General features: G+C 48.6%; 14 protein-coding genes. 5 read left to right on the forward strand and 9 right to left on the reverse strand.

Annotated features, from left to right (window positions below; genetic code table 11):
* Window positions 1-6: 6 nt before the first annotated feature.
* Entirely contained in the window at window positions 7-618 is a 612-nt protein-coding gene (locus tag CRO25_RS16485) for a superoxide dismutase (protein WP_024632995.1), read from the forward strand.
* A gap of 185 nt (window positions 619-803) precedes the next feature.
* Here the strand turns inward: CRO25_RS16485 and mutY are convergent, their stop codons facing one another.
* On the reverse strand, window positions 804-2,159 hold the full coding sequence (mutY, locus tag CRO25_RS16490) for an A/G-specific adenine glycosylase (RefSeq protein ID WP_072734853.1): 1,356 nt from the start codon (window positions 2,157-2,159) through the stop codon (window positions 804-806).
* 55 nt (window positions 2,160-2,214) lie between these two features.
* Window positions 2,215-2,634, reverse strand: coding sequence for a holo-ACP synthase (acpS, locus tag CRO25_RS16495; RefSeq protein WP_064642407.1), 420 nt, complete (start codon window positions 2,632-2,634; stop codon window positions 2,215-2,217).
* 186 nt (window positions 2,635-2,820) lie between these two features.
* Between acpS and CRO25_RS16500 the strand changes: the two genes are divergently transcribed.
* Window positions 2,821-3,636: an alpha/beta hydrolase gene (locus CRO25_RS16500; protein WP_079695744.1), complete on the forward strand. Its 816-nt coding sequence runs from the start codon at window positions 2,821-2,823 to the stop codon at window positions 3,634-3,636.
* Window positions 3,637-3,735: 99 nt separating this feature from the next.
* On the opposite strand, the gene nadE is transcribed toward CRO25_RS16500, so the two are convergent.
* The 3 genes from nadE to CRO25_RS16515 form a co-directional block, all read right to left on the reverse strand.
* A complete protein-coding gene (gene nadE / locus CRO25_RS16505; RefSeq protein ID WP_063567821.1) occupies window positions 3,736-4,545 on the reverse strand; it encodes an ammonia-dependent NAD(+) synthetase in 810 nt (269 codons plus the stop codon).
* A 137-nt stretch (window positions 4,546-4,682) separates the two neighbouring features.
* A complete protein-coding gene (locus CRO25_RS16510; RefSeq protein WP_053779648.1) occupies window positions 4,683-5,117 on the reverse strand; it encodes a BrxA/BrxB family bacilliredoxin in 435 nt (144 codons plus the stop codon).
* A 168-nt stretch (window positions 5,118-5,285) separates the two neighbouring features.
* Window positions 5,286-7,007: a nitrogen regulation protein NR(II) gene (locus CRO25_RS16515; protein WP_097115784.1), complete on the reverse strand. Its 1,722-nt coding sequence runs from the start codon at window positions 7,005-7,007 to the stop codon at window positions 5,286-5,288.
* A gap of 169 nt (window positions 7,008-7,176) precedes the next feature.
* On the opposite strand from CRO25_RS16515, the gene CRO25_RS16520 reads away from it, so the two are divergent.
* The gene (locus CRO25_RS16520; protein ID WP_079695747.1) at window positions 7,177-8,442 is read left to right on the forward strand and encodes an NAD(P)/FAD-dependent oxidoreductase; all 1,266 of its coding nucleotides are present in this window, start codon (window positions 7,177-7,179) and stop codon (window positions 8,440-8,442) included.
* A 178-nt stretch (window positions 8,443-8,620) separates the two neighbouring features.
* On the opposite strand, the gene CRO25_RS16525 is transcribed toward CRO25_RS16520, so the two are convergent.
* The 3 genes from CRO25_RS16525 to CRO25_RS16535 all read right to left on the reverse strand — a co-directional run bounded on the left by CRO25_RS16525 (window position 8,621) and on the right by CRO25_RS16535 (window position 11,120).
* Window positions 8,621-9,004, reverse strand: coding sequence for a hypothetical protein (locus tag CRO25_RS16525; RefSeq protein WP_079695748.1), 384 nt, complete (start codon window positions 9,002-9,004; stop codon window positions 8,621-8,623).
* 114 nt (window positions 9,005-9,118) lie between these two features.
* Window positions 9,119-10,369 carry an ABC transporter permease gene (locus CRO25_RS16530; protein WP_079695749.1) on the reverse strand — a complete coding sequence of 417 codons (1,251 nt, stop codon included), beginning with the start codon at window positions 10,367-10,369 and terminating at the stop codon, window positions 9,119-9,121.
* Window positions 10,370-10,388: 19 nt separating this feature from the next.
* Window positions 10,389-11,120, reverse strand: coding sequence for an ABC transporter ATP-binding protein (locus CRO25_RS16535; protein WP_079695750.1), 732 nt, complete (start codon window positions 11,118-11,120; stop codon window positions 10,389-10,391).
* 179 nt (window positions 11,121-11,299) lie between these two features.
* Here CRO25_RS16535 and CRO25_RS16540 point away from each other — a divergent pair, with 179 nt between their 5' ends.
* Window positions 11,300-11,608 carry a type II toxin-antitoxin system death-on-curing family toxin gene (locus CRO25_RS16540; protein ID WP_256863667.1) on the forward strand — a complete coding sequence of 103 codons (309 nt, stop codon included), beginning with the start codon at window positions 11,300-11,302 and terminating at the stop codon, window positions 11,606-11,608.
* 112 nt (window positions 11,609-11,720) lie between these two features.
* Here the strand turns inward: CRO25_RS16540 and CRO25_RS16545 are convergent, their stop codons facing one another.
* On the reverse strand, window positions 11,721-13,052 hold the full coding sequence (locus tag CRO25_RS16545) for an MFS transporter (RefSeq protein ID WP_079695751.1): 1,332 nt from the start codon (window positions 13,050-13,052) through the stop codon (window positions 11,721-11,723).
* Between the two features lie 310 nt (window positions 13,053-13,362).
* Here CRO25_RS16545 and CRO25_RS16550 point away from each other — a divergent pair, with 310 nt between their 5' ends.
* A complete protein-coding gene (locus CRO25_RS16550) occupies window positions 13,363-13,824 on the forward strand; it encodes a MarR family winged helix-turn-helix transcriptional regulator (protein WP_024632985.1) in 462 nt (153 codons plus the stop codon).
* Window positions 13,825-13,839 lie beyond the last annotated feature (15 nt).

Raw genomic sequence — 13,839 nt, forward strand, 5'->3', positions numbered from 1 at the left:
TTCACTATGACTTTTCAATTACCAGCACTTCCTTACGCTAACGACGCACTGGAACCACATATTGATGCGCAAACGATGGAAATTCACCACGATCGCCATCACAATACTTACGTAACGAACTTGAACGCAGCTCTGGAAAGCGCTCCTGAACTGCAAGGTAAAAGCTTGGAAGATCTGATTGCTAACCTTGACAGCGTACCTGAAGGTATCCGCACAGCCGTTCGCAACAATGGTGGTGGACATGCTAACCACAGCCTGTTCTGGGAAATCATCGGACCTAACGGCGGCGGCGCTCCTACTGGAGACATCGCAGCAGCAATCGATAGCGAACTGGGTGGCTTTGACAAATTCAAAGAAGATTTTGCAAAAGCAGCTACAACTCGTTTCGGTTCCGGTTGGGCTTGGCTCGTAGTTGGTAAAGATGGCAAATTGTCCATCACTAGCACACCTAACCAAGACAGCCCCCTCTTCGAAGGTCTGACTCCGGTTCTGGGTCTGGATGTATGGGAGCACGCTTACTACCTGAAATATCAAAACAAACGCCCTGACTACATCGGTGCTTTCTGGAATGTAATCAACTGGGACGAAGTAAACAAACGTTACGCTGCAGCGAAATAAGACTGCTGGCATAATAGAAGAGCCTGATTTGGTCAACACGACCGAATCAGGCTTTTTTTTATTTGCTTTTGCTTGCTGCACTGGGTTATGAGTAATCCTTCTACGGCTACGAGCTTTAAGTTAAGAATCCTTAGTCCTTAGAGCAAGTATCCTCATTCAAAGACGGTTAGTATGGAGTAGTTTCACTATTCATTAACATCGTCATATGCCCCTGCAAAATAACTGCTGATCAGCTTCAGGAATATATTCGGAAATGCCATTTTGTCCATATCTTCTGGACCAATCCAGCGATAGGTCAGGCCATCACCCTTACCTGTCAGTGTGCTCAGCGCCTGGTCACTAACGTCAGATGGTGCGAGCAGCTCTCCATCGTTAAGCGATGTTGAGATGTTCTGTGCATGAGGAGTGCCCGGCTCCGATGGCGATTTGGCTGACTCAGGTGACACAGCTGATGATGCGGCTGTGCCCTCCCTTGTTACCGCCTGTGCGTCGTAGGCGGCTCTGGCTTCCGCGGCGATCAGCGGAAGCTCGTTACTCTGGTCCTGCTCGGTGCATTTGTACACCTGCAGGCTCCAGACAATGTGGCTGAACACATGCTCCGCATGGGTAGCCAGCCCTTCCGGGCGGGCAGCGAAGCCTTCCGCCCAAAGACTGCCGGCCAGCAAAGCCATGGCCGGCTCATCTGCCAGCGGCCCCGCCGCCTTGCCGGCTGCGGCGGGCGCCGCCAGCACATGCGGCAGCTCCCACATGCGGGCCAATAGGCCCGTCGCTGGGCGCTGGCGCACAAGCACACGGCCGCGATGAGCACCGCGGCCCTCCACAATGGCGACCAGCCGCTGCTCAGGGCGCGGCGGCTTCGCCTTGGTCTTGACCGGCAGCGTGAGCTCCCGTCCGGCGATGCGGCCGGAACATTGCTCCATGACCGGGCAAGTCAGGCAGTGCGGCGCTTTGGGCGTGCACACCAGTGCGCCAAGTTCCATCAGCGCCTGATTGAAATCACGCGCACGCCCTTCTGGAATGAGCTCTCCCGCGAGCTCTTCCATCAACACCCGGGTGCTGCCCTTCATAATGTCCTCATCAATGAGGAAGTATCGGGACAGGACCCGCATCACATTGCCATCCACCGCTGGCTGCGGCTGGTTGAAGGCAATGCTGAGAATGGCCCCGGCTGTATACGGGCCCACCCCTTTTAACGCAAAGACTGCCTGCTTGTCCTGTGGCATCTCCCCACCGTGCAGCTCCATGACTTGTCTGGCAGCTGCTTGAAGATTGCGGGCACGCGAATAATATCCGAGCCCCTCCCAATTTTTCAAGACCTCTTCTTCCGGTGCTTCAGCCAAAGCCTGTACAGTCGGAAAATTCCCAATAAAACGGTTGAAATACGGGATCACCGTATCCACCCGAGTCTGTTGCAGCATAATTTCCGATACCCACGTGAAATAAGGATTGTTGTGGCGACGCCACGGCAAATCCCGTCTGTTGACCATATACCAATCCAGCAAATTCACGCTGAAATGTCGTTTCTGTTCCAATAAACCCATATTCCCGTCCTCTCCTGTTACCATGCTTACGTTCTTCACACGTTCTCCCACATTGTTACTGTTCAGATTCAGGCAACGTCTCCCCCATCTGCTCTACAATAGCAAAGGCCGCAGCCAGCTCCGTCTGGTGAGTAATACTCAAGTGAATATCATACTGCTTGCCGTATGGCAGTTGCAGTCGTTCCCACGCTTCATCAGACAGTGTGGCAACGGGACGTCCTTTCGCATCAGGCAGCACTTCAATGTCGGTAAAACTCATCATGCTTCCAATGCCGCAGCCAAATGCCTTGGACACAGCTTCCTTCGCTGCAAATCGACCAGATACAAACTCCACCATCCGTTTTCCCCGATGCTCCGCAATCTCCTGCTCTGCATGCGTTAAAATCCGCTTCATAAACGCTTCGGCGTGTTGACCTGACAACAGCCTGCGCATACGCCCAATCTCCAGTACGTCATTTCCAATGCCATATATCATTAACGCTTCACCCGCTTAACCTTTTATGCTGTAAACGATCTCCATTCGGTCATCTGATCCGTAACTTATCCGAACACGTATTCTATTGTAGCAGGAGGCGCGCATGGATGCGAGTACCTTCGTCCACATTACCATTTATGTTAAAATATGAATCGGGAATAGAAGAAACTTTAGGAGGAATAAGATATGTCCACAGCATTTGAACTGCCTGCAGGCGAAGATGCCGTCATTCGCGGAAATATATTCACTGCACGGCAACCCGCTCAAGGAATCATTATCCTGGCTCACGGTTACAAAGGCTTCAAAGACTGGGGCATGTTCCCCTACACTGCATCCCAGCTAAGCGAGAACTATCACGTCCTGACCTTCAATTTCTCTCACAACGGAGTTGGAGAAGATCTGGAGCAATTTTCTGAACTTGAAAAGTTTGCAGTCAATACGTACAGCCGGGAGCTTGCCGACTTGGCAACACTGCTTGATTATGTGTCCACACAGCCAGAACTCCACGGACTGCCGGTATTTCTACTTGGACATAGCCGCGGTGCAGGCGTAAGCCTCGTGTACGCGCTGGATCATCCCGAACAGATTGCAGGCGTACTCTCTTGGAACGGCGTAACCAACTTGGATCTCTTTACCCCTGAGCAAAAAGAAGAAATGCGCACACAGGGCCGCAGCCATGTCACGAACGGGCGAACTGGCCAGCAGATGCCTCTGGACGTGTCCATTCTGGAAGACTTGGACGCGCATAAGGAGCGTTACGCAATCATTGATCGTTTGGCTTCTTCCCCTCTGCGTGTGGCACTTATTCAGGGAACAGAGGACGGCACACGGCTGCGTGACGGCTCGGCCGCACTGGTTCAGGCTCGCCCGGATATCCCGTGGCACCAGATTCCCGGCGGAAATCATACTTTTAATACTGTGCATCCATTCAAGGAATCGACGACGCAGCTTGAGCAGGCGATCGCCGAAACACTTCGCCAGATCGCAAATTGGATTAACTAATCTTGCATAACAAAAAGAGTCGCTGCCTTATGCAGTGACTCTTTGCTGTTCAGATGCTTGCATAGCCCATATCAGATCATGGCATGCTTACAATCCATATTAGATGCCAGGAATGGCATTACGTTTGTGATGGGTACGTGTGTAGAATGCTTCAAGACGCTCCTGTGCAGCCGGATCAATCTGTTTGCCTTCCAGATAGTCACTGTTCGCTTCATACGAAATGCCCAGTTCATCTTCATCAGTCTGGCCTTCCCAGAGTCCCGCTGATGGAGCCTTGTCCAAAATGGCCTGTGGCACGTTTAAATACGCAGCCAGCTGACGCACTTGACGTTTGTTCAGGCTGCTCAGTGGTGTAATATCCACGGCGCCGTCACCCCACTTGGTGTAAAAGCCCGTGATGGCTTCAGAAGCATGGTCTGTTCCGACAACCAACAGGTTTTCCTCAAAGGACAGAGCATATTGCATCACCATACGGGTTCTTGCTTTCACATTCCCTTTGCCTTGATGAGTCATATGACGCGGGCTGCCCATGGATTTGAAACCTTGTTCCACTTCGAGTGCGATTTCGTTCACTGCATCTTCGATGTTGGTTTCCACAACGTGCTTCAGGTCGTAGGCTTTTGCTACAGCATAGCTATGGTCAATGTCCGATTGCTCACCGTAAGGCTGGAATACACCCAGCGTTTTGTATTCCTTATTCTCTTCAGCTGTAAGCTCGTCCGTTGCTTTTTTGCAAAGTGCCGTAGCTACAGCGCTGTCAATCCCGCCACTGATTGCAATAAGCAACCCTTTGGAATTGGCATTTTTCACATAGGTTTTGAGAAAGTCCACGCGCTTGCGCACTTCCTCTTCTTCATTAATGCTTGGTTTAACCTTCAATTCAGCGATGATCTGTTGTTGCAAACTCATCGTTCACACACCCCGTTTCTAAATTAATGAAATTTGATGTCCATTTTGAAAGGTCCGAATGGTTCAATAACCCTATTCGCTCAAAATGAAACGCCCCGGCATCGGTCATCCGAAAGGCGGGGCGTTGCTTGAGCTAATTAACGGCAGTAACGGTCAAACACACTTGTGAGTTCAGCCGCAATTTCCTCCGCAGAACGATCTTCCACTTGATGACGCTCAATAAAGTGAACGAGTTCTCCGTCTTTCATCAGAGCGATGGAAGGTGAAGATGGAGGATATGGTGCAAAGTATTCACGTGCTTTTGCTGTAGCTTCTTTGTCCTGACCAGCAAATACTGTGTACAGGTGGTCTGGTGTAATATCATGTTGAAGTGCTTGGGATACACCTGGACGGCATTGACCTGCGGCACATCCGCAAACCGAGTTAATGACAACCAGAGCGGTTCCTTTGGCATCCGGCAAACTTGCTTCAACTTCTTCTGGAGTCCGCAACTCCTGAATTCCCAAACGAGTCAGATCATCCCGCATCGGTTGAACCATATCTTTCATGTATTGATCAAATGACATAGACATTCGGTTTCACTCCTTAAACATGTGAGTTCTATTATTTAAAAAATTAAATGCTTTTGTGCTATTCCTATTATACATCCCTAATCAATGAAAGCAAGGTTCAAACACCGCCTGCGGAAAGGCTTCTCCTTCAATATTATGTCTCATTCCTTGGCAAAACATGCTTAAAGTTCAGCGTTGAAATGCAACCTTGAAAGTTGTACCCTTCCCTTCCTCCGATTCGACGGTAATGGTTCCGTTATGCCGTTCAACAATACTCAGACACATGGATAATCCCAGTCCGGTTCCTTTGGCCTTGGTCGTAAAAAAAGGTTCGAACAGCTTCTCCTGCTTCACTCTAGGTATTCCTGGGCCTGTATCTCGCACACACAGCTCCACGGTGTCATCCACCAACCGGGTCTCAAGTGTAAGTACCCCTTTTTCATTCATGGCTTCCATCCCGTTACGAGCCAGATTAAGTACCACTTGTTTGATTTCCTTTGAATTTAGATGCAGCTTCGGCACATTGTGAGCCAGCATAAATTCAATACTCTGACCTCGCAAATTTGCATCCGCCCATAACAAAGGACTTAGTTCATGGATGATATCATGCAGCTGGCATTCTTCTTTCTCGGCAATTCGATTCTGAGCCAATGACAGAAAATCATTAATAATGCTATTCGCCCGATCAAGCTCTTCCAGAACGATCCGGTAATAGTGATCCAGGGACTCTGGACTCTTTTCCTGCATTAATTGAAGAAAACCACGCACAACCGCCATCGGATTCCGTACTTCATGGGTAATACTTGCGGCCATTTGGCCGACAAGACTGAGGCGATCCACATTATCGAGCTCGCTCCGCAGCATTTCAAGCTCAGTAATATCCTGAATGATCAACATGGCTCCGATAGCCTCTCTTGGCAGTTCTGCTGAATACGCGTATATGGGAACCGTCCGGGATTGGAACACGTTTGAACCGTAACGCACTGTTAGCCCACTCACTTCTCCATGAACAATGGCTTTACGAATACTGCTCTCCATCTTGTCTGCCTGGGCTTGTTCGACAAACTGACTCGCTGGTTGCCCAATCAAATCTGGTGTGGTTGTGCAAGGCAGTTGATCCCGCGCCGTTTGCTCCATCGTATCATTGACGAACTGCACGGTCCCTTCCTTATCTACGGTTGCGATGGATAATGGGACGGCATTCAGAATTTGGTTAAGCTTTTCCGTTTCGGCTATGTATCTATGATGAACTTCAGACAAATGTTGCTCAAGCCCCCGGTGATGTTGCATCTGTTCAATCCAGAGCATACTAAGACTTCCAGCAATAACTGCACCGATGGTATATCCCAGGGCTAGCAATACCCACTGTACTATTGAGAATGTTGGCTGGCTTTCCATCAATGGAATATACAGTACACTGGACACAACCAGCTCTGCCGTTATTAAGGCGATAACTGTTGCCATTTTGCGTGAACGTGTATAATGCTTGAATCGTTTGGCTGACAACCATACAATAGGATAGAGAAGGATGCCCGTTTGAAGTAGAAATCCGTACAGATTATAGGGATGCGCAAAGAGAAAATAGAAGAGTATCTGGAGAAGAGACAGCGTTAGACCAATGCGAGGCCTGCAATACAATATGACTAGCGTCAGGGGCACAATGCCCAAGGAGATGGGAACTGACACCGGACTCCCATAGTGGGCAAAAAGCAGACATAGCAACATGCTCACCACACTGGTCGCGGCAAAACTGGTCTGTACCATCCTATGATATCCTGCCTTGGCAACCGCTTGCTTGGAGAGCCCCAAGTGCAATAATGGAATCAGGAATACCGCAGCTCCTGCAAGCAGTATTTGTAAAAGAATGTCCTTCAACGCAACCACAATGCCATCTCCCTCCTCTGCCTGCACATTCCCTCATGTATTTCTGATTAAAACATAGGCGACAGTATATTACAATATATCCCTTAAGACTGCATAATAGAACTGCTAATACATTTGTATTGTTTCATAAACAGGCAGGAGTAGACAGGGTTTTCGGAAAACAGACAAAATCAATGAAAAAAGAGGGTAATAATGCATGTATGATGTCATTGTAATTGGCGGTGGATCTGCGGGCCTCATGGCCTGTGTTGCCGCTGCCGAGCATGGAGCCTCAGTGCTTCTGCTGGATAAAGGAGATCAACTCGGCCGTAAACTCGGGATCTCTGGCGGCGGTCGCTGCAATGTGACCAATGCCAAGGAGACGGATGAACTAATCCGGCATATTCCGGGCAATGGACGCTTTTTATATAGTTCATTTCAGAATCTGGACAATCAGGGAATTATGCGGTTTTTTGAAAATCTCGGTATTGCCCTGAAAGAGGAAGATAACGGGAGAATGTTCCCGGTAACCGATAAAGCCAAAACGGTCGTTGATGCGTTGGTTGGTAAAATTGTTTCCCTTGGGGTAGAGATTCGCACCAAACAGCCGGTTAAGGAATTAATTCAGAACGGTCAACACGTGCAGGGTGTAAAGCTGGCTTCTGGTACAACGGTACTTGCACGCTCTGTTATTATCGCTACCGGAGGCAAATCAGTTCCTCAAACCGGATCAACCGGTGATGGCTACCCTTGGGCTGAAGCGGCTGGACATACGATTACAGAGCTGTATCCGACGGAAGTACCGATTGTGTCTGGCGAGAGCTGGATTCAATCCAAAGAACTGCAAGGCTTGTCCTTGCGAGATGTCGGGTTATCTGTTCTAGATGCCAAAGGCAAATCGGTTATCTCCCATCGCGGAGATATGATCTTCACCCATTTCGGCGTATCAGGACCGATCGCGCTTCGTTGCAGCCAGTTCATTCGCAAGGTGCAAATGAAATCTGGGAACCCTCAGGTCACGATGAGTATTGATCTGTTCCCCGATCTGTCCCCCGGTGCTCTGGAAGCCCAGGTTCAGCAGGTGCTGGAGCAGGAATCCCGAAAGGCCGTCAAAAACATACTCAAAACATGGGTTCCTGAGCGCATGATTCCATTGATGATGAAGCGTGCAGAGATCAGCGAAGACCTCACATTTCACCATTTCCCCAAAGGCATGTTAAGTGCATTAGTGGGGTTAATGAAAGATTTCACCTTCCGCGTAGACGGAACTCGTTCTCTCAAAGAAGCCTTTGTGACTGGTGGGGGAATCCACTTAAAGGAAATATACCCCAAAACAATGGAATCCAAGCTGCTGCCGGGACTATTCTTTTGCGGTGAAGTTTTGGATATTCACGGCTACACGGGAGGCTATAATATTACCGCTGCCTTCTCTACGGGGTACACGGCTGGCATGCATGCTGCAGAGTATAAAAACGCTCACTAATGACTTGAACATAGGATGTTGATGGACAGAGTTAGGGGCCACATCACGTAAGTTTATTAAGAGCATGAAAAAACCTCGACATCCCGCTATCGGCGGGGTATCGAGGTTTTTTTGAGATGTATGCAATCCAGAATCACTGTCACCAACAAGGCAAGCAGCATCGTTGCCCCTGTTGTATTTACGCCTTCACACTGCCCGAGAAACCATCCACTGAATCATCGAATGTCGGATCTTCATCCCGGTTAGACATCTCCTGTTCGGGATTGCCCCCCTGGGTTCCGCTCGCATAACCTTCATTCCAATCTTCATTCACGAGATGAGCCGGAATGGATATATTCTGAAACTGATCCAATCCATCTGTATCGGAGAGAAACACCGCACTTCCTCCGTGTGACTGTACGATTTCCACAGCAGATAGCGTATCCTGTCGATCTGTAGGAATGTACAATTCAAGCGGCCCTGACTGGTATGGCTTATACCCAAGTTCCTCCAAAGTTGCCTGCGCCGCGAGCAACGCTGCATTGTCTGCAAAATGTACCTGAAGTTCACTATCATCCAACATGATTTTTTCCTCCTTGCGAGAGCCGATCCCTTACTTTCAAAATCGTAAGACCCGTCTCCTATAGCATGGTCAGTTACTTCATCTGATATGCTACTGAACAAGGAAGAATATCAACTAAGCGGATCGGATGTAACGAATCCAGCCTGTTATAGATAGGACGAACAGCCCGAATGCTACGACAGCCGCAGCCGTAACGATACCTTCCAGCCAGCCTAGCCAGGCTGCTCCCAGTGAAAATCCCATTAGAATCCCTAGCGGAACGAACAACATCCGTACCATGGTCACACCTGCAAGATTTAACGCCTCGGAATCATAGGATACAAGCTGAACGTACTCCGAGGTTGCAAATACCTCCCAGGAACGATAGAAAAGTACGCTCAACATGATGACCAACAAGCCACACACGATTACATTGACCGGGAAAGGTGGTAAAGCAACGGCAGCAATCGAAAGGCCGCCAAGCTGCAAGTACAATTTCATGGTCGAGGAGTTACGAAAAAATGCTTTGAATGCCGTCTCAGCTGTCCGATTAGAGATCGTTCGATGACGCAGCAACTTGCGCTGCTTGCGGAATATGATCGTCCGGGTGCGTGGTGCTTTCGGTTTGGTTACAGATCGACTCAGTAAAAGGGCTGTGAACTTTAGCCTTTCTCGTAAATCTTCACGCACATCGCCCTCAAAGGTTCCCTTCATCTCCAGCCTCAATCGGCCAACCAAAATCAGAAGAAGGATTGCGGCCACAATACCTGCAAGCAGTGTCCAGATGTGTCCATGCATCCAGGATGTTACTCCAATCGTGATAATGCCCATGGCAACTGCTAAAGGGATTATGCGAATCCAGCGTCTCCATCCGGTATAACGTACTTTCGTCATATGAAGTACAATGACCTGGAATGAAGCTACTGCGCCAAACCAAATCGCTATTAGTGCGATATGGATAAATGACATGTCATACACACGGGACCATAGTGGTGAAGTCAACGCCGTAATTGCAATCATTTTACCCAAATGCTGCAAGCAAGCCCGGTAGATCCCTTGTTTCATCAATGTACGCATCCACAGCGACCGCGACTTCAGGAATAACACATCCGCTTCCTCTACAAATATAAGAATTCCACCTGTAAGCATAATGACGTCGATCAGTCCTGTCAGTGTAGGCAGCGTTAATCCGGTCGCCCATGAGGGCAGTGGTTTGGACCATAAACTCACGTACCATCCGCTGAAATACAGCAGACCCGGAATAAGCAGGTATACCCATACCGTCCAATCTACTACCAGTTTCAGGTTTTTTAACTGTTCATTGAAGTGCTCCTTGCGTCTGCGTCTATATAAACCAAGTGGCGTATATGCTCGAGAGGTCTCCATCTTCCCCCCCCCTTCCCGGTTAGGATGTCAGTGTATCGAAACAATCAAACAACGAGGCATCCGGCAAATCTGCGGCTGCACGGATTTCGTCCAATGTTCCTTCGGCAGCAGAGCGCCCGGAATGAATAAGAATAAAACGATCACAGATTCGCTCAGCGGTATCCAGTACATGCGTTGACATAAGGACACCCGCACCACGGCGGCGCTCATCGTCCAGCAATTTTAGAAAATCCTTGGTTGCGCGTGGGTCCAGCCCGATGAAAGGCTCGTCCACAATATATACATCCGGCGAGGACAGGAAGCCGATCATCAGCATCATTTTCTGCCGCATCCCCTTGGAGAAACTGGCCGGAAGATCATTGCGAACGTGGTCCATGCCGAAACGAACCAACATCTCCTCCGCCCTGGCAACAAAGACCTCTTCCTCCATCTCATAGGCAGCCGCCGCCAGATCGAGATGTTCCCACAGGGTCATATATTCGTAAAACACAGGTTGTTCCGGGATATAGGCATAACGTCCATCTCCCCCAATGATTACTTCATACTTCGCATGCTCAAGCAGGCCAAGCAATGTTTTGATGGTCGTGCTTTTGCCAGCACCATTCGGTCCGATAATACCCAGCAGTTCCCCCGGCGCCACGTGTAATCGGATGTTCCTGATCGTGGATTGACCCGCCTCATATCCTGCTTCCGTAATATGTACGTCCAATATGGACTCCTGTGCGGCTGTATTTTTGTTTTCGATTTCCATATCATTCACTCCCTGTCCTGTCAGGTGCTTGTTCGGTTCTTTATTGATATTGTAATCGAGTTCGTGAGGAATTGTTTGATCATTTTAAGCTTTTGTTCTTAAGTTGGATCATACTGTGAAAATACCTGAAAATGTGAGACCTGAAGCACTGGAAGCTTTTTTTGATGTTTTTGAAGAGGATGAATGACACAGCACAAGCTGGAGTGAAGAACTATTCTTTGTTGGACTCTTCTGTAAATCCCGCCCAAAAAACTTTGTTTGGAGAAGATGCCTATCCTTCTATAGTCGAAAAAGCTAGTGCTTTATTAGAGTCTTTAGTTAAAAATCACTGCTTTCATAATGGGAACAAAAGGACAGCTTATCTCGTGACCAAATCGTTTTTGATGTTGAATGGTTACCATCTCCAAATGGAACGTCAATTTGCAGTAGAGTTCGTGGTCAATATTGCAGAGGGAAGCACTCATTTGAAAGCATCGCAACTATATTAAAGGACCATTCAGTCGTGCGGTAACATAATTTTATAATAAACAAAAGAAGCAGGGGTTCCGGAACCCCTGCTTCTTTATATTACAGTGAAAATCTCATATTTGCATACTCGTTTCACTCACCTGTAATCATGTAGTTTGCTGTAAGACTCCCGTCCATATCGTTCTTTTTTCGCCTACGAATCGCTACATAAATCACGCCAAGCAACGTCAGCAAAATGCCTGAACTGATAAAAGCCGGAATAACTCCGAATGAGGTCACCAGAAATCCACCTACCACCGGACCCATGATGTTACTGGCCGTCATGATGCTGCCAACCGTTCCAAACACACGCCCCGTCATGGATTCAGGCGTTTGCTCCTGAAGTAGAATTTGGAACGGAACAATGGCAAACCCAACCCCCACACCTGCCAAGGCAAATAACGATATCAGCAGTAAATTAGCGCCAAGACCAGCATGCGGCCATACTCCTACGATCATGCCTACTCCACCAATGACAAGACCCATCAATGATGTTCCAAGACCCATCTTGATTACATGCCCCGCCTTCTTCCACTTCTGAACACTCATCGCTGCAATTAACGTCCCAACACCGCTAGCCGCGACACACCATCCGAGCAGATCACTTGAAATATCAGGAAGCTGCCTAAACAGGACTACCGTCTGGGAATCCGCAAATTGCAGAAACAGAAGGGCTGAGGCAAGCAGGACTAAAGAGGTACCCACATGAGGAAGAGATGCGAGCATGCGGATGCCTTCCATTGTATCTTTCATAAACGTAGCTTTTTTACCTGCTGGAGCAACACCTGCTGTCTCTTCCCTTACTTGTTCTAAGTTCTGATTCACAGATTGGATCACTCGCGCTCCAGGAATCCATAGCAAAATAATGCCTGAGATCAGAAAGGACGCGGAATCCAACACGAAACACCAGGTGATCCCAAAAGCGGCAACCAACAGCCCGCCAAGAGCCGGACCGATAATTTTGGACATCTGTTCAATCACCGAGCTGATGGACACCGCCTGCCCCAATTGCTCCTGCGGCACAATCTCCTTAAGCTTGCCGTTCTTGGCCGGTGAGAACACCACATCGAATAAAGACTTGAGAATAAGCAATACATACACATGCCAGATTTGATCCGCAAAAATGAGCCCTCCAACGATCACAATTCGCGCACCGTCTGCGCCGATCATCAGCCACTTGCGATTGACCCGGTCCGCCAGTGCCCCTGCAAATGGACCTGTAAGTAAGACAGGCAATGCTGCACAGAGCGTGGTGAACGTAATCTCCCATGGCGTGGCATTCCAGCGAATGCCCACCAGCGTAAGGATCGCAAGCAGGTGCAGCCAGTCTCCCAGATTGGAGATAGCCTGCGCAGCCATCAAAGTGATAAAAGATCGATTGTGCTTCAGGGGTCTTCGTTCCTGCATCGTTAATCCATTTGCCATCATTCTCCTCCTCCGCCCTCAACCCATTCATGATATGAATTTATTATAGAGAGCAGGCTGAGCTCCCACCTCCTGCCAGAGACGGAGAGGACGCGGCGCCTTCAGGATGATTTTCTCAGTACTTATTTTCAAATCTCATGAATGCTGACAATACGAAAAATGATTAAATTTTAATTGCTAAAAATGCAAATCTTGTGACATATCGCATGTTTTTCGTGCAAACAGATGCTTACAATAGAAATATGGCGAACCTTTGAATCGTCAAATGTAAATTCATCAACTCCAATAAATCTGAAAAGGCGGGATCAGTATGCTGGAATTACAGGAAATCGGAACCGAACGTTCTCTTCATCTGTACCGCACCTTGGCCCAGACATTTAAGAGCGTGAATGAACACGCTGTATCCGGAAGCAAAGTGCATGGCTTCAACCCCACCGCTTACGGGGTGCTCGAAGTGTTATATATGAAAGGAGCACAGCCTATTCAACAAGTCGGTGCACAGCTTCTGCTGCAGAGCGGGAATGTCACTTATGTCATTGACAAGCTGGAGCAAAAGGGACTTTTACATCGAAAACACTGTCCGCAGGACAGACGCATCATTTTCGTAGAATTGACCGAAGAAGGCCAGCGTACGATGGATGAGATCTATCCAGGCTACGCACACAAAATAGATCGTGCTGTCAGCGGTCTGAGCGAAGATGATAAGACACTGCTTTCTGAGCTGTTGGAAAGGCTTGCACTCGGTGCGGATCGTTTATCCGCAAACGGTTAAGGCCAGCCCCGTATC

It is taken from the genome of Paenibacillus sp. RU5M (genome assembly GCF_900221055.1).
In the GTDB taxonomy this organism is placed as follows: domain Bacteria; phylum Bacillota; class Bacilli; order Paenibacillales; family Paenibacillaceae; genus Paenibacillus; species Paenibacillus marchantiae.